This window comes from Streptomyces sp. NPDC059989 (assembly GCF_042736975.1).
GTDB lineage: Bacteria > Actinomycetota > Actinomycetes > Streptomycetales > Streptomycetaceae > Streptomyces.
The window spans coordinates 200,328-225,540 of the sequence record NZ_JBHWUO010000008.1 but is presented as its reverse complement, the minus strand read 5'-3'; the positions used below and the strand labels follow the sequence as shown (position 1 = coordinate 225,540).

General features: G+C 72.9%; 9 protein-coding genes. All 9 read right to left on the bottom strand.

What is annotated here, in order from left to right:
- A partial coding sequence (locus tag ACFWBN_RS10140) for an acyl-CoA carboxylase subunit beta (RefSeq protein WP_385173477.1) occupies positions 1-944 on the bottom strand: 944 nt, incomplete at its 3' end.
- A 33-nt stretch (positions 945-977) separates the two neighbouring features.
- Positions 978-1,685 carry a 4'-phosphopantetheinyl transferase gene (locus ACFWBN_RS10135; protein WP_385173474.1) on the bottom strand — a complete coding sequence of 236 codons (708 nt, stop codon included), beginning with the start codon at positions 1,683-1,685 and terminating at the stop codon, positions 978-980.
- Positions 1,682-2,587, bottom strand: a complete 906-nt coding sequence (locus tag ACFWBN_RS10130) for a metallophosphoesterase family protein (protein ID WP_385173471.1) — start codon at positions 2,585-2,587, stop codon at positions 1,682-1,684. The genes ACFWBN_RS10135 and ACFWBN_RS10130 overlap by 4 nt, the downstream gene beginning before the upstream one ends.
- Positions 2,588-2,599: 12 nt before the next feature.
- A complete protein-coding gene (locus ACFWBN_RS10125; protein WP_385173469.1) occupies positions 2,600-3,355 on the bottom strand; it encodes a thioesterase II family protein in 756 nt (251 codons plus the stop codon).
- A 51-nt stretch (positions 3,356-3,406) separates the two neighbouring features.
- Complete coding sequence (locus ACFWBN_RS10120; protein ID WP_385173466.1) at positions 3,407-3,769, bottom strand: nuclear transport factor 2 family protein; 363 nt, start codon at positions 3,767-3,769, stop codon at positions 3,407-3,409.
- Positions 3,770-3,850: 81 nt separating this feature from the next.
- A complete protein-coding gene (locus ACFWBN_RS10115; protein WP_385173463.1) occupies positions 3,851-5,083 on the bottom strand; it encodes a cytochrome P450 in 1,233 nt (410 codons plus the stop codon).
- 26 nt (positions 5,084-5,109) lie between these two features.
- Positions 5,110-8,934: a type I polyketide synthase gene (locus ACFWBN_RS10110; RefSeq protein WP_385173460.1), complete on the bottom strand. Its 3,825-nt coding sequence runs from the start codon at positions 8,932-8,934 to the stop codon at positions 5,110-5,112.
- Between the two features lie 34 nt (positions 8,935-8,968).
- Entirely contained in the window at positions 8,969-14,482 is a 5,514-nt protein-coding gene (locus ACFWBN_RS10105; protein ID WP_385173502.1) for a type I polyketide synthase, read from the bottom strand.
- A gap of 9 nt (positions 14,483-14,491) precedes the next feature.
- Positions 14,492-25,132 (bottom strand): type I polyketide synthase, encoded by a 10,641-nt coding sequence (locus tag ACFWBN_RS10100; protein ID WP_385173457.1) that lies wholly within the window; start codon positions 25,130-25,132, stop codon positions 14,492-14,494.
- Positions 25,133-25,213 lie beyond the last annotated feature (81 nt).

Below are 25,213 nucleotides of genomic sequence, written 5' to 3'. Positions count from 1 at the left end.
CGCTCGTGGATCTCCAGGACATCGCCCTCGTCGACGAGCTCCTCGATCACCTTCAGCATGTCGTACGGACGGTTCCCGTCCGCCGGCACCAGATCCAGCAGCACCTCGGAACGCCGGTCCGCCGGGTCGCTCGTCTCGTGGACCGGCGGGTTCTCCCGGTTGTTGGAGGGCAGCATCGAGATCAGGTAGCGGACCTCGGAGATGCACGTCTCCTCGTCGTCGTACGCGAAGTGCGCCACACCGCTCGTCTCGGCGTGCACGTCCGCGCCGCCGAGGCCGTTCTGGGTGATCTCCTCACCCGTCACCGCACGGACCACGTCCGGACCGGTGATGAACATCTGCGAGGTGTCCCGCACCATGAACACGAAGTCCGTCAGCGCCGGGCTGTAGGCGGCGCCGCCGGCACACGGGCCCAGCATCACCGAGATCTGCGGGATGACACCCGAGGCCTTCGTGTTGCGCTGGAAGATGCCGCCGTAACCGGCGAGGGCGGAGACGCCCTCCTGGATACGGGCGCCCGCACCGTCGTTGAGGGAGACCAGCGGGGCACCGGCCGCGATGGCCATGTCCATGATCTTGTGGATCTTCGTCGCGTGGGCCTCACCCAGCGCCCCGCCGAAGATCCGGAAATCGTGCGCGTAGACGAAGACCGTACGGCCCTCGACCGTCCCCCACCCGGTGATCACACCATCCGTATAGGGCTTCTTCGCCTCCAGGCCGAACCCCGTCGCCCGGTGCCGGCGCAGCTGCTCGACCTCCTTGAACGAACCCTCGTCCAGGAGCAGCGCGATGCGCTCACGCGCGGTCAGCTTGCCCTTCGCGTGCTGCGCCTCGGTCGCACGGTCACTCGGCCCGCGCCGCGCCTGCTCACGCAGGGACTGCAACTCGGCCACGCGCCCGCGGCTGTTCACCGGGTGGTTGGTGGGCTCATCGCTGATGGTCATGACAGGTACTCCTCGTACGTCGTGCGAAAGAAGTCATCGGTGTGCGGCCTGCGGGAACGCGCCGGCGGCCGACGGTCGTGCGGCGCGGGGCAGGGCGATCGCGGTGATCAGAAGTCCGCGGCGGGCCAGCCAGGTACCGCTGAAGGCCGTGAGGCGGGTGCCGTCCACCGTCGGGCCCGGGACCAGCAGGCGGGCGTGGAAGGTGCCGGTCTCCGGGTCGACGGTGATCATCACCTCGTCGAAGTCCAGCCACTGGCCCGTGATCGGGTACCAGGCCTTGTAGACGCTCTCCTTGGCGCTGAAGACCAGCCGGTCCCAGTGCACGTCGGGGCGCCGCAGGGCCAGTTGGGTCAGCCAGAGGCGTTCTTCGGGGATCGTGACCAGCGCGCGCATGCCCGAGTTGGAGATCGGCCGGTTGGGCTCGGCGTCCACGCTGATCGCCGCCAGGTCGGTGGCGCGTGCCACCGCCGCGGCCCGGTAGCCGGAGCAGTGCGTCATGCTGCCGACGATGCCCGCGGGCCAGCCGGGCGCGCCGCGGGTGCCCGGAAGGATGGGGGCGGGCGGGATCCCGAGCCGGGCCAGCGCCGTGCGGGCGTTGCCCCGTACCGTCGCGAACTCCCTCCTGCGTTCGTCGGTGCTGTCGGCCACCAGGGCCTTCTCCTGCGGGTACAGCACGGATTCGGGCAGGTCCCCGAAGGTTTCCGCGGCGGCGGCCGTCGCGGGCAGCAGTTCCTCGATCACGGGCGGGCCCCCTGTCGTCCTCGGGTGTGTCCGGCATGGTCGTACGTCGCCGCCCGGACGGGCAGGATGCGCACGAGGCCGCCCGGCCCGCCGGGGCGCCGGTTCCACTCGCGCGGGTAGCCCAGCGAGACCTCCTCGAAGGGGACCCCGTCGCGGTGGATGGTCCGGCGGATGTGCAGGTGGCCGTAGACCATCGCCGCGGCGCGGAATCGGCGGTGCCAGTCGGCGGTCGCCTCGGTGCCGCACCACAGGGCGAATTCGGGGTGCCAGAGCACGTCGGTGGGCTCCCGCACCAGCGGGTAGTGGTTGACCAGTACGGTCCGGGTGCCGGCGGGGAGGGCGGCGAGCCTGGCCTCCGTGGCGGCGAGCCGGGCCCGGCACCAGGCCTCCCGGCTCGGGTAGGGGTCGGGGTGGAGCAGGAACTCGTCGGTGCAGACGACGCCGGCCTCCTCCGCCAGCCGGAGCGCGACCTCCTTGGAGGTCACTCCCGGCGGGCGGAACGTGTAGTCGTACAGCAGGAAGAGCGGGGCGACCGTGACCGGGCCGCCCTCGCCCTCCCAGACCGGGTACGGGTCCTCGGGCGTGACCACGCCCAGCGAGCGGCACATCTCCACGAGGTGCAGGTAGCGCTGCTCGCCGCGGAGCTGGAGGGGGTCCTCCCGGGGGGTCCACAGTTCGTGGTTGCCCGGCGCCCAGACGACCTTCGCGAACCGGCCGGCGAGCAGGCGCAGCGCCTGCTCGATCTCGGAGGCGATCTCGCCGACGTCACCGGCGACGAGGAGCCAGTCCTCGTCCGTCTCCGGCCGCAGCTCGTCGAGGATCCGCCGGTTCTCTTCGTAGTGGATGTGCAGGTCGCTGATGGCGAGGAGCGAACCGCCCGTACTCGGTGTGCTGTTCGGCATGGCGGATTCCCGTCAGACCGCGACCGGGCGCGCGGCGACGCGCGTGCGGATCGCGGAGAGGACGGCCTCCTGCTCGTGGACGAGGTAGAAGTGCCCGCCCGGCAGCACCGTCAGCTCGAAGTCCGCGTCGGTGTGCTCCGCCCAGCCGCGGACGCCTTCGACGTCCACCCGGGGGTCGGTGTCCCCGACGAGGGCCAGGAGCGGGCAGGTGAGGGCGGGCCCGGGGGCGATGCGGTAGGTCTCGACCGCCTGGTAGTCGCCCCGGATGGCCGGGAGGATCATCCGCAGGATCTCCTCGTCGCCCAGGAGGTCGGCGTCGGTGCCGCTGAGCGCCTTCAGTTCGGCCACCAGGCCGTCGTCCGACCGCTTGTGGACGTGGGCCTCGCGCTGGAGGTGCGGGGCGCGGCGGCCGGAGACGACGAGTGCCGACGGGGCGGTCCCGCGGGCCTGGAGCCTGCGGGCCACCTCGAAGGCGACCAGCGCGCCCATGCTGTGCCCGAAGAGGGCCAGCGGGCGGTCGTCGTCGCCGGCCCCGCCCAGCTGCTCCACCACGTGGTCGGCGAGGACGCCGACCTCGGTGATGACCGGCTCGGACCGACGGTCCTGGCGGCCGGGGTACTGGACGGCCAGCACCTCGATGTCCGGCGACAGGGCCCGGGACACCGGGAAGTAGAAGCTGGCCGAACCGCCGGCGTGCGGGAGGCACACGAGGCGCGTCCGGGCCTCGGGGGCCGGGTGGAATTTCCGTATCCAGAGATCGTCGGTCATGAGTGTGTTTCTTCTCCTGCGTTTTCCCGGGTGTTCCTGTGACTGGTTCCGCTACGCCTTGCGGAAGACGTCCTTCACGGCGATCTTCCCGTCGCGGATGGTGAAGAGGTCGACGGCCCGGTCGAGGACCTTTCCGTCCGGCGAGTTCACGGTGAATTCGAGGATGACGCGGTCCTCGACCTCGAGGAGCTCGCCGTATTCCAGCGTGATCCCCTTGGCCTCGTACTCCTTGCGCAGGCCGATGATCTTGTCGAGGAAGGCCGGGATCTCCTCACGGGTGTACGTGGTGCCCGGCTCCGCGCCCTCGGCCATGATCCAGCGGCCGTCGTCCGTGAAGCAGGCCGCGGCGGCCTCGATGTCGTCCCGCAGGCCGGCCTCGAAGAAACGGTTGACGATGTCCTTGCCCTTGCCCATGGCTGTGGTGCCTTTCGTTGTGTGACGTGTCGACGTGTGACGTGTGACGTGTGACGGAATGTGTTTCGGGTTTTCGGCCGGTCACGCCATGCGGACCGGAAGCCTTTCCAGGCCGCGGAACTGCGCCGTGTACCGCCATTCGAGAGCGGCGGATTCGACGGTCAGCCGCCAGTCCGGGAATCGCTCCAGGAGCTTGGCGAAGATGATTTCGCCTTCGAGGCGTGCGAGCGGGGCTCCGAGGCAGTGGTGCACGCCGTGGCCGAAGGACAGGTGGGAATGGGCCGACGGCCTGGTCACGTCGAGCCGGTTCGGGTCCGCGTACTTCTCGGGATCGCGGTTCCCCGACATCAGCGCGATGAAGACGATCTCACCCTCGGGGATGGTGACGTCCCCGACCTCGACGGGGCTGGTGGTGTAGCGGATCGTCGAGAGGTTCAGCGGGCTCTCGTAGCGGAGGAACTCCTCGACCGCGCCCGGGATCAGGGACGGGTCGGCGCGCAGCTGCTCCTGCTGGTCGGGGTGGTCGAGGAGGGCGAGCACCCCGCTGCTGATCATGTTGGCGGTGGTCTCGTAGCCGGCGTTCATCACCAGGAAGATCGTCGACATCAGCTCGGTGTCGGTGAGCCGCACCCCGTCGTCGTCGGCCTCGATCAGCGCGGAGACCATGTCCTCGCCGGGGTTCGCCCGCTTCTCGGCGACGAGCTGCCCAAGGTAGGCGAAGGCCTGGCCGAGCGCCTTCTGCTTCTCCTCCGCGGAGATGCCCACGCTCGCGAGGGCGCCGCTCCACGTCTTGAAGTCCTCGAACCGCTCCTCGGGGACACCCAGCAGATTGCCGATGACGTAGATCGGCAGCGCGAGGGCGATGTCCTCGACGAGGTCGAACTCCGCGCCGGGAACGATCCGGTCCAGCAGCGCGTCGGTGGTCTGCTCGATCCACGGCCGCATCTTCTGGACCCGGCGCATGGTGAACGCCTTGCCGATCAGCTTGCGCAGCCGGGTGTGCTCGGGCGGGTCGCTGAACAGCATGCTGCGCGGCTGCTCGGTGGCCCGGAAGTCGGCGTCCACCGACTGTGCCGTCACCACGGCCGGCAGGTTCACCGCGTCCTTGGACAGGCGCGGATCGGCGAGCAGCGCCCGGCCGTTCTCGTAGTCGGTCACGACCCACGCGTGGAGTTCGGTGGCGAGGGTCTTGACCACGTGGCGGCGTACGGCGCGCTCCTCCCGGAGCTTGTCGTACGTGGCGTAGGGGTCCTGCACGAAGCTCCAGCTGAGCAGGTCGACTCCGCCTGCTTCGATGGTCGTTCCGATGGACAAGGGAAGGTCCTTTCCGAGGGTCGTGCTCATACGAGCCCGGCCAGCCAGTGGTCGACGGCCTTCGCCGTCGGTTCCGCGAATTCCTCGATGACGGTGAGGTGGTCGCCCGCCGTGGCCACCTCGGTGTGCGGCAGCGGCCATCCGGCGCGCGGACTGCCGAAGGGGGTGTCGCCGGGCTCCAGCAGGAAGTCGACGGCGCGCACGACCAGCGTCGGCGCGGTGGCCGCCACCGCGGGCGACCAGTGTTCGAACAGCGACAGGTAGCGGCCCATCGCCATCAGCTTCGTGTCGTCCACCATGGCGACCAGCTCGGGCCGGGCGGCCAGTTGCCGGAACAGCGACGTCTGGAGCTCCGCCGTCTCGGCGTCGCCCGGCAGGTAGGTGTCGAGGAGGACGATGCCGTCGGCCCGCGGCCCGCCGTCGGCGTCGAGGGCCTCCGAGACGGCGTGCGCGATCCAGCCGCCGGATGAGTACCCGACCAGGACGAACGGCCGGCCGCCGGCGGCTTCCCGCACGGCCGCCACCTGGTCGCGGACCGCCTCGTCGAGGGTGGCGGGCAGCCGCTCGCCGTGCTCGTAGCCGGGCAGGGACAGCGCCCGGACGGTGTAGTCGTCGCCGAGGGCGGCGGCGAGGCGGGTGTACTGGAGGGGGCTGGCCGGGGCGACGAAGGACGGCAAGCAGATCAGTACGGGGCTCTCGCCGCCCGCACCGGCCGCACCGGCCGCCTGGCCGTCGTCGGCCGGGGAGAAGCGGACCGGCCGGCGCACGGCGCCGCCTGCGGGCTCCTCGGCGGCCAGCCGGGAGGCGGCGGCGAGGAACCGGATGCCCTCCGGCCCGCGGCCCGCCAGGCACGCCTGCCGGAAGCGTTCCACCAGCCCGTCCGCCGGAGCGGCGGGGGCGGGCGGAGCGGTGGGGAGGGTGGCGCTGAGGTGCTCGGTGAGGGCGGCGACCGTGGGGTGGTCGAAGACGTCGGCGGCATTCAGCACGATGCCGGAGGCGTCCCGGATCCGGGAGCGCAGCTCGACGACCGCGATGGAGTTGATCCCCATGTCGGTGAACGACTGCCGGTCGTCGATCCCGTCCCGATCGGAGTGCCCGAGCACGGCGGCCACCTGGGTGCGCACCAACTCGGCCACGTCGAGCGGACCTTCGGGAGCGACGGGCGCGGCCGCCGCCGTCGCGTGGCCGTCGCGCGCCTCGGCGGACCGGGCGAGGGAGGCGCCGTCGGGCCAGTAGCGCTCGCGCTGGAAGGCGTAGGTCGGCAGATCGACGCGCCGGGCGCCGGAGCCTTCGTAGTACGAGGTCCAGTCGATCGGAATGCCCGCGGTGAACAGCCGGCCGAGGGAGGCGATGAGCTGCTCGGGCTCCGGGCGGCCCTTGCGCAGGGCAGGGCCTGCCGGGATCTCCGTGAGGTCGGCGGCCAGGGCGGACAGGACGCCGTCGGGGCCGAGTTCGAGGAGGTGTCCGATGCCCTGGGCCTCGATGGCTTCGACGGCGTCGGCGAAGCGGACCGGGCGGCGGACGTGGTTGACCCAGTAGTCGACCGAGGTCAGCTCCTCGGCAGTCGTCTTCTGACCCGTGACCGTGGAAACGATCGGAATGCGCGGGGCGTTGAAGGTGAGCCCGGCAACGACCTTGCGGAAGTCGTCGAGCATGGGCTCCATCAGCGGCGAGTGGAACGCGTGGCTGACCGTGAGCTGCTTGAACTTCACCGCGAGCGAGCCCGCGATCTCCAGGACGTCGGCCTCGACACCCGCCAGGACGACCGACTTCGGGCCGTTGACGGCGGCGATGCCGACGGTCTTCTCCCGGCCGGCGAGCAGCGGGAGAACCTGCTCCTCCGACGCCTGGACGGCGACCATCGCGCCGCCCTCGGGCAGCGCCTGCATCAGACGACCACGTGCCGAGACGAGGGCGCACGCGTCCTCAAGGGACAGGACACCTGAGATGTGCGCAGCAGCGATCTCGCCGATCGAGTGACCCGCCAGAACCTCCGGCTTCACACCCCACGACTCGACCAAGCGGTAGAGAGCGACCTCCAGCGCGAACAGCGCCGGCTGCGTGTTGCCCGTCTCGTTCAGGCCCTCGCCCGAGAAGATCACCTCGCGCAGCGAGCCGTCCAGGTGGGAGAGCACCTCGTCGAAGGCAGCCGCGAACGCCGGGAACGCCTCGTACAGCTCACGGCCCATCCCGGCCCGCTGGGCGCCCTGACCCGTGAACAGCACACCGAGCCGACCCGACCCGGCAACACCCTCCACGACCTCATCGCCGACGATCACAGCCCGGTGGTCGAACAGGGAGCGGCTGGCCACCAGCGAGGAGCCGATGTCCACCGGGCGGGCATCCGAACCCGCCACGAACTCCCGCAGCCGCCCGATCTGCCCCTTCAGCGCACCGGCCGTACGGCCGCTGACGACGAGCGGGGCCACAGCCGGGGCAACGCCCTCGGCCACGGGCTCCTCGACCGCCGGAGCCTGCTCCAGCACCACGTGCGCGTTCGTCCCGCTGATCCCGAAGGCGGAGACTCCGGCCCGGCGCGGACGGCCCGTCTCGGGCCAGTCCCGCGCCTCGGTCAGCAGCTCCACGCCGCCGGCCGACCAGTCCACCTCCGGCGTCGGCTCCGTGACGTGCAGGGTGCGGGGCAGGGCGCCGTGCCGCATGGCCTCGACCATCTTGATGATGCCCGCGACGCCGGCGGCCGCCTGCGTGTGCCCGATGTTCGACTTCACCGAGCCCAGCCACAGCGGCCGGCCCTCCGGCCGCTCCCGGCCGTACGTGGCGAGGAGCGCGTCCGCCTCGATGGGGTCGCCGAGCGGGGTGCCCGTGCCGTGGGCCTCGACGGCGTCCACGTCCGCCGCCGTCAGGCGGGCGTTCTCCAGGGCCTGGCGGATGACGCGGCGCTGCGAGGGCCCGTTGGGTGCCGTCAGGCCGTTGGACGCGCCGTCCTGGTTGACCGCCGTGCCCCGTACGACCGCGAGGACCTTGTGGCCGTTGCGCTGCGCGTCCGACAGGCGCTCGACGAGCAGCATGCCGACGCCCTCGCCCCAGCCGACGCCGTCCGCGTCCGCCGAGAACGCCTTGGACCGGCTGTCCGGGGCGAGCCCGCGCTGGCGGCTGAACTCGATGTAGCCGGAGGGCGTGGACATGATCGTGACCCCGGCGGCGAGCGCCATGGAGCAGTCGCCGGCGCGGAGCGCCTGCACGGCGAGGTGCAGGGCCACCAGCGAGGAGGAGCACGCCGTGTCGAGGGTGACGGCCGGGCCGTTCAGGCCCAGCGTGTACGAGATCCGGCCGGAGGCGACGCTGGCCGCGTTGCCCGTGATGAGCAGGCCCTCGATCTCCTTCGGCGGGTCGGTCAGGAGCAGGGGGTAGTCCTGGCCGTTGCCGCCGACGAACACGCCGGTCTTGCTGCCCCGCAGGCTCTCGGGGGCGATGCCGGCCCGTTCGATCGTCTCCCAGGCGACCTCCAGCAGCAGCCGCTGCTGGGGGTCCATCGCGAGCGCCTCACGCGGGGAGATCCGGAAGAAGCCCGGGTCGAACCGGTCGGCGTCGTAGAGGAAGCCGCCCTCCTTGGCGTACGTCGTACCGGACTTGGCCGGGTCCGGGTCGTACAGGTCCTCGGGCCAGCCGCGGCCGTCCGGGAAGGGGCCGACCGCGTCGACACCGTCGGACACGAGGCGCCAGAGGTCCTCGGGCGAGCCGACGCCGCCGGGGAAGCGGCAGGCCATGCCGACGATGGCGACGGGTTCGCGGCCGGCCGACATCAGCTGCTGGTTCTGCTGCTTGAGTCGCTCCACGTCCTTCAGTGAGGACCGCAGCGCGGTGACGAGTTGTTCGTTCAGGTTGGTCATGACGCTCTCTCTGGTGCGTAGGGGCGGGTTGTCGTCAGGCGGTCGGGCCGCCACCCGCCAGCAGCAGCAGGCTTTCCGCGTCCATGTCGTCGATGGCATCGATGGCGTCGATGGCATCGGCGGCGTCCCGTGCGTCGCCGGTGCCCGCCGCGGCGCCTTCGGCCGCGGCGGCGCCGTGGCCGCCCGCCGCCTCCGGGTCGGAGCCCGCGAGTCCGAGCAGCAGGTCGAGCAGTCCCGCCCGGCGGACCCGGTCGAGCGGGATCGTGGTGAGCAGCTCGCGCAGCTCGCGCTCCTGCGGGTCCTCGGTGTCGTCGGCGGCGCCGCCGGACTGCGGGAGCAGTTCGGCGCGGAGGTATCCGGCGACCGCCTCCGGCGTCGGGTGGTCGAAGACGAGGGCGGCCGGCAGGCGCAGGCCGGTCGCTCCGCCCAGCCGGTTGCGGAGGTCGATCGAGGTCAGCGAGTCGAAGCCGAGCTCCTTGAAGGCGCGTTCCGGGTCGACGCTCTCCGGGCCGCCGTGGCCGAGGACGCGGGCGACCTGGGTCCTGACCAGCGCGGTGAGCTCGCCGATCTGGGCCTCGGCGGACAGCCCGGCCAGGCGCTGGGCGAGCGACGGCCCCTGTTCGCCGGCGCTGTTCGACGCGCTGCGCCGGTTCGCGGCCGGTACGAGGGCCCGCAGGACGGGGTGCAGCGTGTCCGTCTGCCGCCCCAGGACCGCGGTGTCGAGCGGGGCCGGTACGAGGACCGCGCGGCCGGTGCGGTTCCCGTGCTGCACTGCGGCGTCGAAGAGGGCCAGGCCGTGCTCGGGGGTGAGGGGGACGATGCCGGTGCGGCGCAGTCGGGTCAGATCCGCCTCGCCCAGCTCGCCGGCCATGCCACCGCCGCCCCACGCGCCCCAGGCGAGGGACAGTGCGGGCAGTCCCGCGGCCCGGCGCTGTTCGGCGAGGGCGTCGAGGTAGGCGTTGGCCGCGGCGTAGTTGGCCTGTCCCGCGCCGCCGAGCACACCGGAGACGGAGGAGTACAGGACGAACGCCGACAGGGCGAGGTCCCGGGTGAGCTCGTCGAGGTTGCGGGCCGCGTCGGCCTTGGGGCGCAGGACGCGGTCGAACCGCTCGGCGTCGAGCGAGGCCACGACACCGTCGTCCGTGACGCCCGCGGTGTGGACGACCGCCGTCAGCGGGTGCTCGGCCGGTACGCCGGCCAGCAGAGCCGCGAGGGCCTCGCGGTCGGCGGCGTCGCAGGCGGCGACCGTCACGTCCGCGCCGAGGCCGGTCAGTTCGTCGGCCAGCTCCCGGGCGCCGGGCGCGGCGAGGCCGCGGCGGCTGGTCAGCAGGAGGTGCCGGACGCCGTACGCGGTCACCAGGTGGCGGGCGAGCAGGCCGCCGAGGGCGCCCGTTCCGCCGGTGATGAGGACGGTGCCCTGGGGGCCGCCGAAGGCACCGGCCGGGTCCGGGGCGGCGTCGGTCCGGGTCCGCACCAGGCGCGGGGCGTGGGCGATGCCCTCGCGGAGCGCGAGCTGGGGCTCGTCCGTCGCGACGGCGACGCCGGCGGCGGAGGCGGCCGCGGCCGGGACGTCGGCCGTGTCGGTGTCCACGAGCGTGAGGCGGCCCGGGTTCTCGCTCTGCGCCGACCGGAGCAGGCCCCACACGGCGGCCGCGGCCGGGTCGGCGGGCCGGGACCGGCCGTCCGTGGCGACCGCACCGCCGGTCAGGACGACGAGTCGGGAGTCCGTGAACCGCTCGTCGGCCAGCCAGCCCTGGATCAGCTCCAGTGCGGACCGGGTGGCCGTGCGTACGTCGCCGGTGGCGTCCAGGGAGGCCACCGCCACGGCGGGAGCGGTGTCGAGGTCCGCCAAGTCCCGGGCGGAGCGCAGCACCGGGGCCTCGACCGGCTCGACGGAGCGGGCGTCGGTGACCGGCAGCCAGTCCAGCTGGAAGAGCCCGTCCCGGCCGCCCTCGGCGGCGGTGGTGTGGCGCAGCTCCTCGGGCCGTACGGCATGCCAGGTCAGGGCCTTGACGGTGGCGACGGGCGCGCCCTCCGCGTCGACCGCGCACAGGGCCAGGGATCCGTCGCCCTGCGGGGTGATCCGGACCCGGAGGGACCTCGCGCCCGTGGCCTGGACGGCGATCCCGGACCAGGTCAGGGGGGTGATCGCCGCGTCGGCGTCGGTGTCGGTGTCGGCGTCGGCGGTCTGCGGGACGGCGGTCCCGGTGAGGACGGCGGCGTGCAGGGCCGCGTCGAGCAGGGCGGGGTGCAGGGCGAACTCTTCGGCCTCCGCGTGCTGCTCGTCGGCGAGGTCGACCTCGGCGAACAGCTCGCCGTCCGAGGTCCACGCGCGGCGCAGGCCCTGGAAGGCGGGTCCGTAGCCGAGTCCGCGGGCCGCGAGTCGCCCGTAGGCGTCCTCGACGTCGACCTCCGTCGCCCCGGCCGGCGGCCAGGTGGTGACGGGCGCCGGGGCGGGGCCGGCGGTCGCGGCCAGGAGGCCGTCGGCGTGCTGGGTCCAGGGGTGCTCCTCGCCGTCGGGCCGGGAGAAGATCCCCAGCTCGCGGCGGCCGGAGGCGTCCGCGGCGGCGACGATCAGCTGGAGCTGGACGCTGCCCTGCTCGGGGACGACCAGCGGCGCGGAGAGGGTGAGCCGCTCGACGGTGCCGCAGCCGACGTGGTCGCCGGCCTGGACGGCGAGCTCGGCGAAGGCCGCGCCGGACAGGGTCGCGGTGCCGAGGACGGTGTGGTCGGCGAGCCAGGCGTGGGCGGCGCGGGAGACCCGGCCGGTGAGGACCAGGCCTTCCCCGTCGGCGAGTTGGACGGCCGAGCGGAGCAGCGGGTGGCCGAACGCGGGGGCCTGGGCCGTGCCGGGCTCGGTGATGAGCCAGTAGCGCTCGTGCTGGAAGGCGTAGGTGGGGAGGTCGACGCGCTGGGCGCCGGAACCTTCGTAGTACGAGGTCCAGTCGATCGGAACACCACTGGTGAACAGCCTGCCGAGGGAGGCGATGAGCTGCTCCGGCTCCGGGCGGCCCTTGCGCAGGGCGGGCGAGGCGGTGAGGCCTTCGACCTCCGCGGCCATGGCGGACAGGACCGCGTCGGGGCCGAGTTCGAGGAGGGACTCGACACCGCGTGCCTCGATGGTGCGGACCGCGTCGGCGAAGCGGACGGGGCGGCGGACGTGGTCGACCCAGTAGTCGACCGAGGTCAACTCCTCCGCCGTGGCCGGCCGGCCGGTCACCGTGGAGATGACGGGGATCTGCGGGGCGTGGAAGGTCAGCCCGGCAACGACCTTGCGGAAGTCGGCCAGCATGGGCTCCATCAGCGGCGAGTGGAACGCGTGGCTGACGGTGAGCTGCTTGAACTTCACACCGAGAGAACCGGCGATCTCCAGGACATCGGCCTCGACACCCGCGATGACCACGGACGTCGGGCCGTTGATCGCCGCGATACCGACACTCTTCTCCCGGCCCGCGAGCAGCGGGAGAACCTGCTCCTCGGAAGCCTGGACGGCGACCATCGCACCACCGGCCGGGAGCGCCTGCATGAGACGACCACGCGCCGACACCAGAGCCGCAGCGTCCTCGAGCGACAGGACACCGGCCACATGCGCGGCGGCGATCTCGCCGATGGAGTGGCCGGCCAGAACCTCCGGCTTCACACCCCACGACTCGACCAGACGGAAGAGAGCAACCTCAAGCGCGAACAGCGCCGGCTGCGTATTGCCGGTCTCGTTCAGGCCCTCACCGGAGAAGATCACCTCGCGCAGCGACCCGTCCAGGTGCGACAGAACCTCGTCGAAGGCAGCCGCGAACCCCGGGAACGCCCCGTACAGCTCACGGCCCATACCGGCCCGCTGGGCGCCCTGACCGGTGAACAGCACACCGAGCCGACCCGACCCGGCGACGCCCTCCACGACCTCGTCGCCCACCAGGACCGCCCGGTGGTCGAACACCGCGCGTCCGGCGGCCAGCGACCAGCCGATGTCCGCAGGCCGGGCGGCCGAGCCGGCCGCGAACTCCCGCAGCCGCTCGATCTGCCCCTTCAGCGCACCGGCCGTACGGCCGCTGACGACAAACGGGACCACAGCCGGAACAACGCCCTCAGCCACGGGCTCCTCGACCACCGGGGCCTGCTCCAGCACCACGTGCGCGTTCGTCCCGCTCACACCGAACGACGAGACCGCCGAGCGCCGCGGGCGGCCCGTCTCCGGCCAGTCCCGCGCCTCGGCCAGCAGTTCCACCGCGCCCGCCGACCAGTCCACCTCCGGCGAGGGCTCCCCCGCGTGCAGGCTCTTGGGCAGGACGCCGTGGCGCATGGCCTCGACCATCTTGATGACACCGCCGACACCGGCCGCGGCCTGCGTGTGCCCGATGTTGGACTTCAGCGAGCCGAGCCACAGCGGCTCCTGGCCGTGCCGCTGGCGGCCGTACGTCGCGAGCAGCGCGTCCGCCTCGATGGGGTCGCCCAGCCGGGTGCCCGTACCGTGCGCCTCGACCACGTCCACGTCGGCGGGCGACAGGCGGGCGTTCTCCAGGGCCTGGCGGATGACGCGGCGCTGCGAGGGCCCGTTGGGGGCCGTCAGGCCATTGGACGCGCCGTCCTGGTTGACCGCCGTGCCCCGTACGACCGCGAGGACCTGGTGCCCGTTGCGCAGGGCGTCCGAGAGCCGCTCGACGAGCAGCATGCCGACGCCCTCGCCCCAGCCCACGCCGTCCGCGTCGGCCGAGAAGGACTTCGAGCGACCGTCGGCGGCGAGACCGCGCTGGCGGCTGAACTCCACGAAGGTGCTGGGGGTGTGCATGACGGCGACACCGCCCGCGAGGGCCATCGAGCACTCGCGGTTGCGCAGGGCCTGCCCGGCCAGGTGCAGGGCGACCAGCGAGGAGGAGCAGGCCGTGTCGACGGTGACCGTCGGGCCGGTCAGGCCGAAGGAGTAGGCGAGGCGGCCGGAGATGACGCTGCCGGCGTTGCCCGTCATCAGGATGCCTTCGAGGTCCTGCGGGATGTCGCGCACCGGCGGGGCGTAGTCGTAGTACATGACGCCGGCGTAGACGCCGATGTCCGTGCCGCGGACCGACGCCGGGTCGATGCCGGCCTGCTCGAACGTCTCCCAGGTGGTCTCCAGGAGCAGCCGCTGCTGCGGGTCCATGCCCAGCGCCTCGCGCGGCGAGATCCCGAAGAAGCCCGCGTCGAACGCGTCGGCGTCGTGCAGGAAGCCGCCCTCGCGGGTGTAGCTCTTGCCGATGCGGTCGGGGTCCGGGTCGTACAGGTCCTCGTCCCAGCCGCGGCCGGTCGGGAAGGTGGTGATGGCGTCCGTGCCGTCGGTGACGAGCCGCCACAGGTCCGCGGGCGAGCTGACGCCGCCCGGGTAGCGGCAGGCCATGCCGACGATGGCGAGGGGTTCTTCGCCGCGGGTCTCCAGCTCCTGGACCCGCTGGCGGGCCCGCCGGAGGTCGGCGGTGACCTTCTTCAGGTAGTCGACTACCTTGTCCTGCTGGTTCTTTTCGGTCTGCACCGTGTCACTTCCTCTGCCGCGAGGGGCGGATGAATCGAAAGTTCCGAATATTCCGTGACCTCACGCGAGGTCGAATTCTTCGTCGATCAGGTCGAGCAGCTCGTCCACGGACGCCCCGTGGATGTCGTCTTCGGAGAACGCGCCGGCCGTGACGCCGGCCCCGGAGGATTCGCGGAGCCGGAGCAGGAGCTTCTCCAGTCGCTCCGCGGCGGCCTCGTACTCGGCCGCGTCGCCCGCGGCGGCCGACATGCTGGCCTCCAGGCGGTCGATCTCCTCGGCGAGCGAGCCCACCGGGGAGGCCCCGGCCACCGGGATCTCCTCGAGGAGGTATCCGGCGACGGCCGCCGGCGTCGGGTAGTCGAAGACGAGCGTCGCGGGCAGGCGCAGTCCGCTGACGGCGTTGAGCCGGTTGCGGAGTTCGACGGCCGAGAGGGAGTCGAAGCCGAGCTCGTTGAACGCGCGGGCCTGGTCGACCGCCTCGTGCCCGGCGTGTCCGAGGACGGCCGCGACCTCACCACGTACGAGGTCGACGAGGGCCTTCTCGCGTTCGGCGCCGGTGAGCGCGCCGAGCCGCTGGGCGAGCGGGGCCGGGCCTTCCGTGCCCGCGCCGCCCGGTGCCGCGGCCGCCGCCCGCCGCGGTGCCACCCGTACGAGGCCGCGCAGCAGCGGCGGCAGGTTCTCGCCGAGGGCCCGCAGGGCTGCGGTGTCGAAGCGGACGGGGGCCAGCAGGTTGCGGTCCTCCGCGACGGCCGCGTCGAACAGTGCCATGCCCTCGGCCTCGGACATGGGGGTCACCCCGCCCTTGGCCACGCGCTTGCGGTCGGCCTCGTCGAGGTGGCCGATCATGCCGTGGTCCCACAGCCCCCAGGCGAGCGAGGTGGCGGGCAGTCCGGCCGAACGGCGGTACTGGGCGAGCGCGTTGAGGAAGGAGTTGCCGGCGGCGTAGTTGGCCTGTCCGGGCGGGCCGAGGATGCCCGAGACGGAGGAGTAGAGGATGAAGGCGCTCAGGTCCAGGTCGGCCGTCAGCTCGTGGAGGTTCCACGCCGCGTCGATCTTGGGCTGCAGGACCGCGTCCAGCTGGTCGCCCGTCATCGACACGATGATGCTGTCGTCCAGGACACCGGCGGTGTGCACCACCCCGGTCAGCGGGTGCTCGGCCGGCACTCCGGCGAGCAGCTCCGCCACCGCGGCCCGGTCGACCACGTCGCAGGCCGCGAACGTGACGTGCGCGCCGAGGCCGGTCAGTTCGGCCTCGAGCTCGGCCGCGCCCGGTGCCCGGTCACCGCGCCGGCTGACCAGCAGCAGGTGCCGTACGCCCCGCTCGGCCACCAGGTGGCGGGCGAGCAGCACGCCGAGACCGCCGGTGGCACCGGTGACGAGCACCGTCCCCTCGGAGTCCCAGGGAGCGGGCTGTGCGGCGGGGGCGACCTCCACCTTGGCGAGCCGCGGGGCGCGGGCTTCCCCGTCGCGGATCACGAGCTCGCGCTCGCCGCTCGCGAGAGCGGCCGGGATGAGCCGCCGCGCCTCGTCGGTGCCGTCCAGGTCGATCTGGGCGAACCGGTCGGGGTTCTCGGTGCTCGCGGAGCGGAACAGGCCCCAGGCGCCGGAGAGTTCGAGACCCTCGATCCCGGCCGCCGCGTCGGCGGCGACGGCGTCGCTGGTCACGAGCACCAGCCGGGAGGACTCGAAGCGCCGGTCCGCGATCCACGCCTGGGCCAGCTCCAGCGCCCGGTGCGTGGTGGCCCGGGCGATCCCGCCGAGGTCGGCGGTGTCGATGCCGTCCGCGGCGGCGGACAGCGGGAGGAGGACCACGGCCGGTACCCGCTCGCCCGCATCCACGGCGGCCCGCAGGGCGGGCAGGTCGGCGTGGCCGCGCAGGGCGCCGGCGGGGTCCAGCCCCGCCCCCAGGCCGAGGGTGTCGGCGCCGAGCACCGCCCAGGAGGTGAGGTCGGTCTCCGGGGCGGCGGCCCCGGCCACAGCCGTCCACTCGACCCGGAACAGCGACTCGTGGTGCGTGGTGCCGGCGCTGCGCAGCATCTCGGCGGACACCTCGCGGGAGAGCAGCGCCCCGACCGTGGCGACGGGCGTGCCCACCGGGTCGGTGATGGCGAGGGACACCTGGTCCAGCCCGGTCTCCGCGGTCGTACGGGTCAGCCGTACCCGCAGCGCGGTGGCACCCGTGGTGTGCACGGCGACACCGGACCAGGAGAACGGCAGGCCCGGCTTCCCGTCGGCGTCCGCGACACCCGGCAGCAGCACGTGCAGGGAGGCGTCGAGGAGCGCGGGGTGCAGGGTGAACCGGCCGGCGTCCGCGCGCTGCGCGTCGGGCAGTGCGATCTCGGCGAACAGCTCCCCGTCGGAGGACCGCCAGGCGCGGCCGAGGCCCTGGAAGGCGGGCCCGTAGCCGTAGCCCTGGTCGACGAGGCGTCCGTACACGTCGGCCAGGTCGATCTCCTGCGCTCCGGCGGGCGGCCACGCGGCGGAGAGGGGGGCGGTGGGCGCGGCCACCGAGCCGGCGGCCAGGATGCCGTTGGCGTGCTGGATCCAGGACTGGTCCTCGCCGTCGGGCCGGGAGAAGATCCCCAGCTCGCGGCGGCCGGAGGCATCCGCACCGGCGACGGTGATCTGCAGCTGCACGCCGCCCCGCTCGGGCAGCACCAGCGGTGCGGCGAGCGTGAGCTCCTCGACGGAGTCACAGCCGACCTGGTCGCCGGCGCGGACGGCCAGCTCCACGAAGGCGGTGCCGGGGAGCAGGACGGTCCCGAAGACGGCGTGGTCGGCCAGCCACGGGTGGGACTGGAGCGACAGACGGCCGGTGAGCACCGCGCCTTCACCGTGGGCGAGTTCGACGGCGGCACCGAGCAGCGGGTGCCCGGCCTCGTCGAGTCCGGCGGAGGTCACGTCGCCCGTGGGGGCCGGGGGCAGCAGCCAGTAGGAGTCGTGGTGGAAGGCGTAGGTGGGGAGGTCGACGCGCTGGGCGCCGGAGCCTTCGTAGTACGAGGTCCAGTCGATCGGAACGCCCCTGGTGAACAGCCGGCCGAGGGAGGCGATGAGCTGCTCCGGCTCCGGGCGGCCCTTGCGGAGCGCCGGGACCGTGGTGACCGACTCGGTGACCTCGGCGGCCATGGCGGACAGGACACCGTCGGGGCCGAGTTCGAGGAGGGATTCGATGCCCTGGGCCTCGATGGTCTCGATGGCGTCGGCGAAGCGGACCGGGCGGCGGACGTGGTTGACCCAGTAGTCGACCGAGGTCAACTCCTCGGCAGTTGCCGCCTGACCGGTGACCGTAGAAACGATCGGGATCTGGGGGGCGTTGAAGGTCAGCCCGGCAACGACCTTGCGGAAGTCGTCGAGCATCGGCTCCATCAGCGGCGAGTGGAACGCGTGGCTGACCGTGAGCTGCTTGAACTTCACGCCCAGCGAACCGGCGATCTCCAGGACATCGGCCTCAACACCCGCGATGACCACGGACGTCGGGCCGTTGACCGCGGCGATGCCAACCGTCTTCTCCCGGCCCGCGAGCAGTGGGAGAACCTGCTCCTCGGAAGCCTGAACGGCGACCATCGCACCACCAGCGGGCAGCGCCTGCATCAGACGGCCACGCGCCGACACCAGAGCCGCAGCGTCCTCAAGAGACAGCACACCAGCCACATGCGCGGCAGCGATCTCGCCGATCGAGTGACCCGCCAGAACTTCCGGCTTCACGCCCCACGACTCGACCAGGCGGTAGAGAGCGACCTCAAGGGCGAACAGCGCCGGCTGGGTGTTGCCCGTCTCGTTCAGTCCCTCACCGGAGAAGATCACCTCGCGCAGCGAGCCGTCCAGGTGCGAGAGCACCTCGTCAAAGGCCGCCGCAAAGGCAGGGAAGGCCTCGTACAGCTCACGGCCCATACCGGCCCGCTGAGCACCCTGACCCGTGAACACCACGCCCACACGGCCCGACCCGGCAACACCCTCGACGACCTCGTCGCCGACGATCACCGCCCGGTGCTCGAACACCGACCGGGAAGCCACCAGCGAGGCACCCACATCCACCGGACGGGCGTCCGAGCCGGCGGCGAACTCGCGCAGTCGCTCGATCTGCCCCTTCAGCGCACCGGCCGTACGACCGCTGACGACGAACGGGGCCACAGCCGGGGCAACGCCCGCAGCTGCGGGCTCTTCGACCGCCGGGGCCTGCTCCAGCACCACGTGCGCGTTCGTCCCGCTCACACCGAACGAGGAGACCGCCGAGCGACGCGGGCGGCCCGTCTCCGGCCAGTTCCGGGCCTCCGTGACGAGTTCCACTTCGCCCGCCGACCAGTCGATCATCGGGGACGGCTCGTCCACGTGCAGGGTCTTCGGCACCACACCGTGCTGCATGGCCAGGACCATCTTGATGATTCCGGCCGCACCCGCCGCGTGCTGCGTGTGCCCGATGTTGGACTTGATCGAGCCCAGCAGCAGCGGCCGGCCCTCCGGCCGCTCCTGGCCGTAGGTCGCGAGGAGCGCGTCCGCTTCGATGGGGTCGCCCAGCCGGGTACCCGTACCGTGCGCCTCCACCACGTCCACGTCCGCCGCCGTCAGGCCGGCTCCGGCCAGGGCCTGGCGGATGACCCGCTGCTGCGAGGGGCCGTTGGGGGCCATGAGGCCGTTGGAGGCGCCGTCCTGGTTGACCGCCGTACCCCGGACGACGGCCAGCACCTTGTGGCCGTTGCGCCGCGCGTCCGACAGCCGCTCGACGAGGAGCACGCCGACGCCCTCGGCCCAGCCGGTGCCGTCCGCGTCGGCCGAGAAGGCCTTGCAGCGGCCGTCGGGGGCCAGGCCGCGCTGGCGGCTGAACTCGACGAAGAGCGTGGGCGTGGACATGAGCAGCGCGCCGCCCGCCAGCGCCAGGTCGCATTCGCCGGAGCGCAGGGCCTGCGCCGCGAGGTGCAGCGAGACCAGGGAGGAGGAGCAGGCGGTGTCGAGGGTGATCGCCGGGCCGGTCAGGCCCAGGTGGTAGGAGATGCGGCCGGAGGCGATGCTGTTGGCGCTACCGGTCAGCAGCTGGCCCTCGAAGGAGGGGACCTGGGCGAGCACGCCGCCGTGGTCCTGGCCGCTGACGCCGACGAACACGCCGGTCTGGCTGCCGCGCAGCGACACCGGGTCGATGCCCGCGCGCTCGATGCTCTCCCAGACGGTCTCCAGGAGCATGCGCTGCTGCGGGTCCATGCCCAGCGCCTCGCGCGGCGAGATCCCGAAGAGGGCGGGGTCGAAGCGGTCGACGCCGTCGACGAAGCCGCCTTCGCGGGCGTAGCTCTTGCCCTTCGCCTCCGGGTCGGGGTCGTAGATGCCGTCGATGTCCCAGCCGCGGTCGGTGGGGAAGCCGCCGATGGCGTCCACTTCCTCCGTGACGACGCGCCACAGGTCCTCGGGCGAGGTGACGCCGCCGGGCAGGCGGCAGGCCATGCCGACGATGGCGATCGGGTCGTCGTCCACGACCGCCTTCGCCCTGGGCGCGGCGGCGGGGGCGGCGGTGGTCCCGGCGAGTTCGGTGCGCAGGAAGCGGGCGATGTCCGCCGGCGTCGGGTAGTCGAAGATCAGCGCCGCGGGGAGGCGCAGACCGGTCGCCCCGTTCAGCTCGTTGCGCAGCTCGACGGCCGTGAGGGAGTCGAAGCCGAGCTCCTTGAAGGCGCGGTCCTGGCCGATGGCCGCGTGGTCGCTGTGGCCGAGCACGCCGGCCACGTGGCCGCGTACGAAGTCGACGAGGACCCGCTCGCTCTCGGCGTCGGTGAGCCCGGCGAGCTGCTGGACCAGCGCGTTGGCGGCGGCGCTGTCGGTGCCGGCCGCGGCGGCCTTGCGCCGGGGGGCGACCCGTACGAGACCGCGCAGCAGCGCGGGCAGTCCGTCGCCCAGGGAACGCAGGACGGACAGGTCCAGGCGGGTGGGCAGGGCCCAGGCGAGCCCGGAGCCGACGACCGTGTCGAAGAGCTCCATGCCGTCGGCCTCGGCCAGCGGCAGCATGCCGGCGCGGGCGATCCGGTCGACGTCGTTCTGGGTCAGGCTGTCGGTGATTCCGCCGGTCTGCGCCCACAGGCCCCAGGCGAGGGCGGTGGCGGGGAGTCCGGCGGCGCGGCGGTGGCGGGCGAGTTCGTCGAGGAAGGCGTTGGCGGCCGAGTAGTTGGCCTGGCCGGGGCCGCCGAAGGTGGCGGCGGAGGAGGAGTAGAGGACGAAGGCCGTCAGGTCCAGGTCCTTGGTGAGCTCGTGGAGGTTCCACGCGGCGTCGACCTTGGGCCGGAGCACGCGGTCGAGCTGTTCCACCGTCAGGGTCGCGGCGATGCCGTCGTCGAGCACGCCCGCGGTGTGGACGATGCCCTTCAGGGGCTGGTCCGCGGGTACGGCGGCGAGCAGCGCGGCGAGCGCGTCGCGGTCCGCGACGTCGCAGGCGGCGAAGGTGACGTGCGCGCCGAGCGCGGTCAGTTCGCCTGCCAGCTCGGCCGCGCCCGGGGCCTGGCCGCCGCGCCGGCTGACGAGCAGGAGGTTGCGTACGCCGTGCTCGGTGACGAGGTGGCGGGAGAGCAGGGTGCCCAGGTCGCCGGTCGCGCCGGTGATCAGCACGGTGCCGTCGGGGCCGAAGGCGGGCTGCGCGGTCCCGTCCGCCGCCGGTGCCGGGGCCAGGCGGGCGAGGCGCGGGGCGAAGGCGGCGCCGTCGCGCAGGGCCAGCTCGGGCTCGCCGGTGGCGAGGGCGGCGGCGACCGTCCCGGCCAGGGAGTCCGCGGGCTCCGCGGGGTCGAGGTCGAGGAGGACGAAGCGTCCGGGGTTCTCGTTCTGCGCGGTCCGCAGGAGACCCCGTACGCCGGCCAGGGCTACATCGCCGGGCTGGTCGGAGTCGAGCGACACGGCACCCCGGGTCACGACGACCAGTCGGGAGTCCTCGTACCGCGCGTCGGCCAGCCACTTCTGTACGAGTTCCAGGGCGCCCAGTGTCGCGGCGCGCAGGGCGGCCGCCGGGTCGGGCGCCTCGGGCAGGGTGACGGGGGCGAGGAGGACGGCGGGAACCTCGGCGTCCGCGTCCGCGAGCGCCTGCCATCCGGTCGGCTCCCCCAGCCCGGTGAGGCCCGGGAACCCGGCGTCGCCGAGCACCGCCCAGGTGTCGGTGGCCGGCTCGGCGGCGGGGGTGGGCACGCGGGTCCACTCGACGTGGAAGAGGGCGTCGTTGCCGGTGTTCCCGGCGTTGCGCAGCGCCTCGGCCGAGATGGCGCGGGACAGCAGGGACTCGACGGTGACGACGGGGGCGCCCGTGCCGTCCGAGGCGACCAGCCGCAGCGTGTCGGCTCCGGTCAGGGTGAGCTGGACGCGGAGCACGGAGGCTCCGGCGCCGTGCACGGTGAGCCCGGACCAGGAGAACGGCAGCCCGCCCTGGCGGTCGTCGTCGACCACACCGCGCAGCAGCGGGTGGAGGGCGGCGTCGAGGAGCGCGGGGTGCAGGGCGAACTGGGCGGCGTCGGTGCGCTGCTCGTCGGGCAGGGCGACTTCGGCGAAGATCTCGCCGTCGGGCGAGCGCCAGGCGCGGCGCAGGCCCTGGAAGGCGGGGCCGTAGCCGTGGCCCTGCTCGGTGAGCCGCTCGTACGCGCCCTGGACGTCGACCTCGGTCGCACCGGCCGGCGGCCAGACGAGCTGGCCGGCGGGCGCGGGGGAACCCGAGGTCACCAGGCTGCCGGTGGCGTGCTGGGTCCAGGACTGGTCCTCGCCGCCGTCGGGGCGGGAGTGGACGGCGATCGCGCGGCGGCCGGACGCGTCCGGCCCGCCGACGGTCAGCTGGAGCTGGACGGCGCCGCGCTCGGTCAGGACCAGCGGGGCGGCGAGGGTGAGCTCCTCGATGGTGTCGCAGCCGACCCGGTCGCCGGCCTGGGTGGCCAGCTCCACGAAGGCCGTGCCCGGCAGCAGCACCGTGTCGAGGATGGCGTGGTCGGCGAGCCAGGGGTGGGTCTGGAGGGAGAGCCGGCCGGTGAGGATGAGGCCCTCCCCGTCGGCGAGTTCGACGGCGGCACCGAGCAGCGGGTGGCCCGCGGCGGTCAGCCCGGCCGACGAGACGTCACCCATGCCGGTGGTCGGCATGAGCCAGTAGCGCTCGTGCTGGAAGGCGTAGGTGGGGAGGTCGACGGGCTGGGCGCCGGTGCCTTCGTAGTACGAGGTCCAGTCGACCGGAACGCCACTGGTGAACAGCCGGCCGAGGGAGGCGATGAGCTGCTCCGGCTCCGGACGGCCCTTGCGGAGCGCCGGGACCGCCGGAATCTCGGCGACCTCGGCCGCCATGGCGGACAGGACGCCGTCGGGGCCGAGCTCCAAGAGGGACCCGATGCCCTGGGCCTCGATGGTCTCGATGGCGTCGGCGAAGCGGACCGGTCGGCGGACGTGGTTGACCCAGTAGTCGACCGAGGTCAACTCCTCGGCCGTGGCCTCCTGACCCGTGACCGTCGAAACGACCGGGATCTGCGGGGCGTTGAAGGTCAGCCCGGCAACGACCTTGCGGAAGTCATCGAGCATCGGCTCCATCAGCGGCGAGTGGAACGCGTGGCTGACCGCGAGCTGCTTGAACTTCACACCGAGAGAGCCCGCGATCTCCAGAACGTCGGCCTCAACACCCGCCAGGACCACGGACGTCGGGCCGTTGACCGCAGCGATGCCAACCGTCTTCTCCCGACCGGCGAGCAGCGGGAGAACGACGTCCTCCGGTGCCTGGACCGCGACCATCGCACCGCCGGCGGGCAGCGCCTGCATCAGACGACCACGCGCCGACACCAGAGCCGCAGCGTCCTCAAGCGACAGCACACCGGAGATGTGCGCGGCAGCGATCTCGCCGATCGAGTGACCGGCCAGAACCTCCGGCTTCACGCCCCACGACTCGACCAGACGGTAGAGAGCAACCTCAAGCGCGAACAGTGCCGGCTGCGTGTTCCCCGTCTCGTCCAGACCCTCACCCGAGAAGATCACCTCGCGCAGCGAGCCGCCCAGGTGCGACAGAACCTCGTCAAAGGCCGCCGCAAAGGCAGGGAACGCCTCATACAACTCACGGCCCATACTGGCCCGCTGAGCACCCTGACCCGTGAACAGCACACCCACACGACCAGACCCGGCGACACCCTCGACGACCTCATCACCGACGATCACCGCCCGGTGCTCGAACAGCGAACGCGAAGCCACCAGTGAGGAGCCGATGTCCACCGGACGGGCGTCCGAACCCGCCACGAACTCCCGCAGCCGCTCCACCTGCGCAGCCAGCGCACCGGCCGTACGGCCGCTGACGACGAGCGGGGCGACCGCCGGGGCGACACCCTCGACCGCCGGGGTCTCGGCCTCGGGGGCCTGCTCCAGCACCACGTGCGCGTTCGTACCGCTGATGCCGAACGAGGACACCGCCGCGCGCCGCGGACGGCCCGTCTCCGGCCAGTCCCGCGCCTCGGTCAGCAGTTCCACCTCGCCCGCCGACCAGTCGACCTCGGTCGAGGGCTCCCCCACGTGCAGGGTCTTGGGCAGGACGCCGTGGCGCATGGCCTCGACCATCTTGATGATGCCCGCGACGCCGGCGGCCGCCTGCGTGTGTCCGATGTTCGACTTGATCGAGCCCAGCAGCAGCGGCTGACCTTCCGGCCGCTCCTGGCCGTAGGTCGCGAGGAGTGCCTCGGCCTCGATGGGGTCGCCCAGCCGGGTACCCGTACCGTGCGCCTCCACCACGTCCACGTCGGCCGCCGTCAGGCGGGCGTTGAGCAGGGCGTGCCGGATGACGCGGCGCTGCGAGGGCCCGTTCGGGGCGGTGAGGCCGTTGGAGGCGCCGTCCTGGTTGATCGCCGAACCCCGTACGACGGCGAGGATCTTGTGGCCGTTGCGCTTCGCGTCCGAGAGCCGCTCGACGAGCAGCATGCCGACGCCCTCGCCCCAGCCGACGCCGTCCGCGTCGTCCGAGAAGGACTTCGAGCGGCCGTCGGCGGCGAGGCCGCGCTGGCGGCTGAACTCCACGAAGGTGCCCGGCGTCGACATGACGGTCACGCCGCCCGCGAGGGCCATGGAGCACTCGCCGGAGCGCAGCGCCTGCGCGGCGAGGTGCAGGGCGACCAGCGAGGAGGAGCAGGCCGTGTCGACGGTGACGGCCGGGCCGGTCAGGCCCAGGTTGTAGGCCACGCGGCCGGAGGCGACGCTGCCCGCGCTGCCGGTGAGGATGTGCCCCTCGTGGCCCTCGGGAATGTCCCGCAGCCGCAGGCCGTAATCGCCGTACATGACGCCGGTGAAAACGCCGACGGCGGATTCCTTGACCGTGGTCGGGTCGATTCCGGCGCGCTCGAAGGTCTCCCAGGCGATTTCCAGCAGGAGTCGCTGCTGGGAGTCGACGCCGAGGGCTTCCCGCGGGCTCATGCCGAAGAAGTCGGGGTCGAACCGGTCGGCGTCGTGCAGGAAGCCGCCCTCGCGGGTGTAGCTCTTGCCCTTCGCCTCGGGGTCGGCGTCGTAGAGGTCCTCGGGCCAGCCGCGCCGGCTCGGGAACGGCGATATGGCGTCGGTGCCGTTCTCGACGAGCCGCCACAGGCCCTCCGGCGAATCGACGTCACCGGGGTAGCGGCAGGCCATGCCCACGATGGCGATCGGTTCCTGGTTCTTCTCTTCGAGCTCCTGCAGACGGTTGCGCGTCTGGACCAGGTCGGCGGTCACCTTCTTGAAGACACCGAGGAGCTTTTCGTCGTTCGACATTTCTGCGTTCCCTACCCATTCATTTCGACAAGTCCGGAATTCGAATTTCTTCTGATGTCGGCGGCCGGCCGCCGTTCACGG

Bases quoted from the DNA above. Each gene is read 5' to 3' on its own strand.
- ACFWBN_RS10130 (WP_385173471.1), bottom strand. From the start codon at position 2,587: ATGCCGAACAGCACACCGAGTACGGGCGGTTCGCTCCTCGCCATCAGC.
- ACFWBN_RS10125 (WP_385173469.1), bottom strand. From the start codon at position 3,355: ATGACCGACGATCTCTGGATACGGAAATTCCACCCGGCCCCCGAGGCC.
- ACFWBN_RS10110 (WP_385173460.1), bottom strand. From the start codon at position 8,934: ATGACCAACCTGAACGAACAACTCGTCACCGCGCTGCGGTCCTCACTG.
- ACFWBN_RS10120 (WP_385173466.1), bottom strand. From the start codon at position 3,769: ATGGGCAAGGGCAAGGACATCGTCAACCGTTTCTTCGAGGCCGGCCTG.
- ACFWBN_RS10100 (WP_385173457.1), bottom strand. From the start codon at position 25,132: ATGTCGAACGACGAAAAGCTCCTCGGTGTCTTCAAGAAGGTGACCGCC.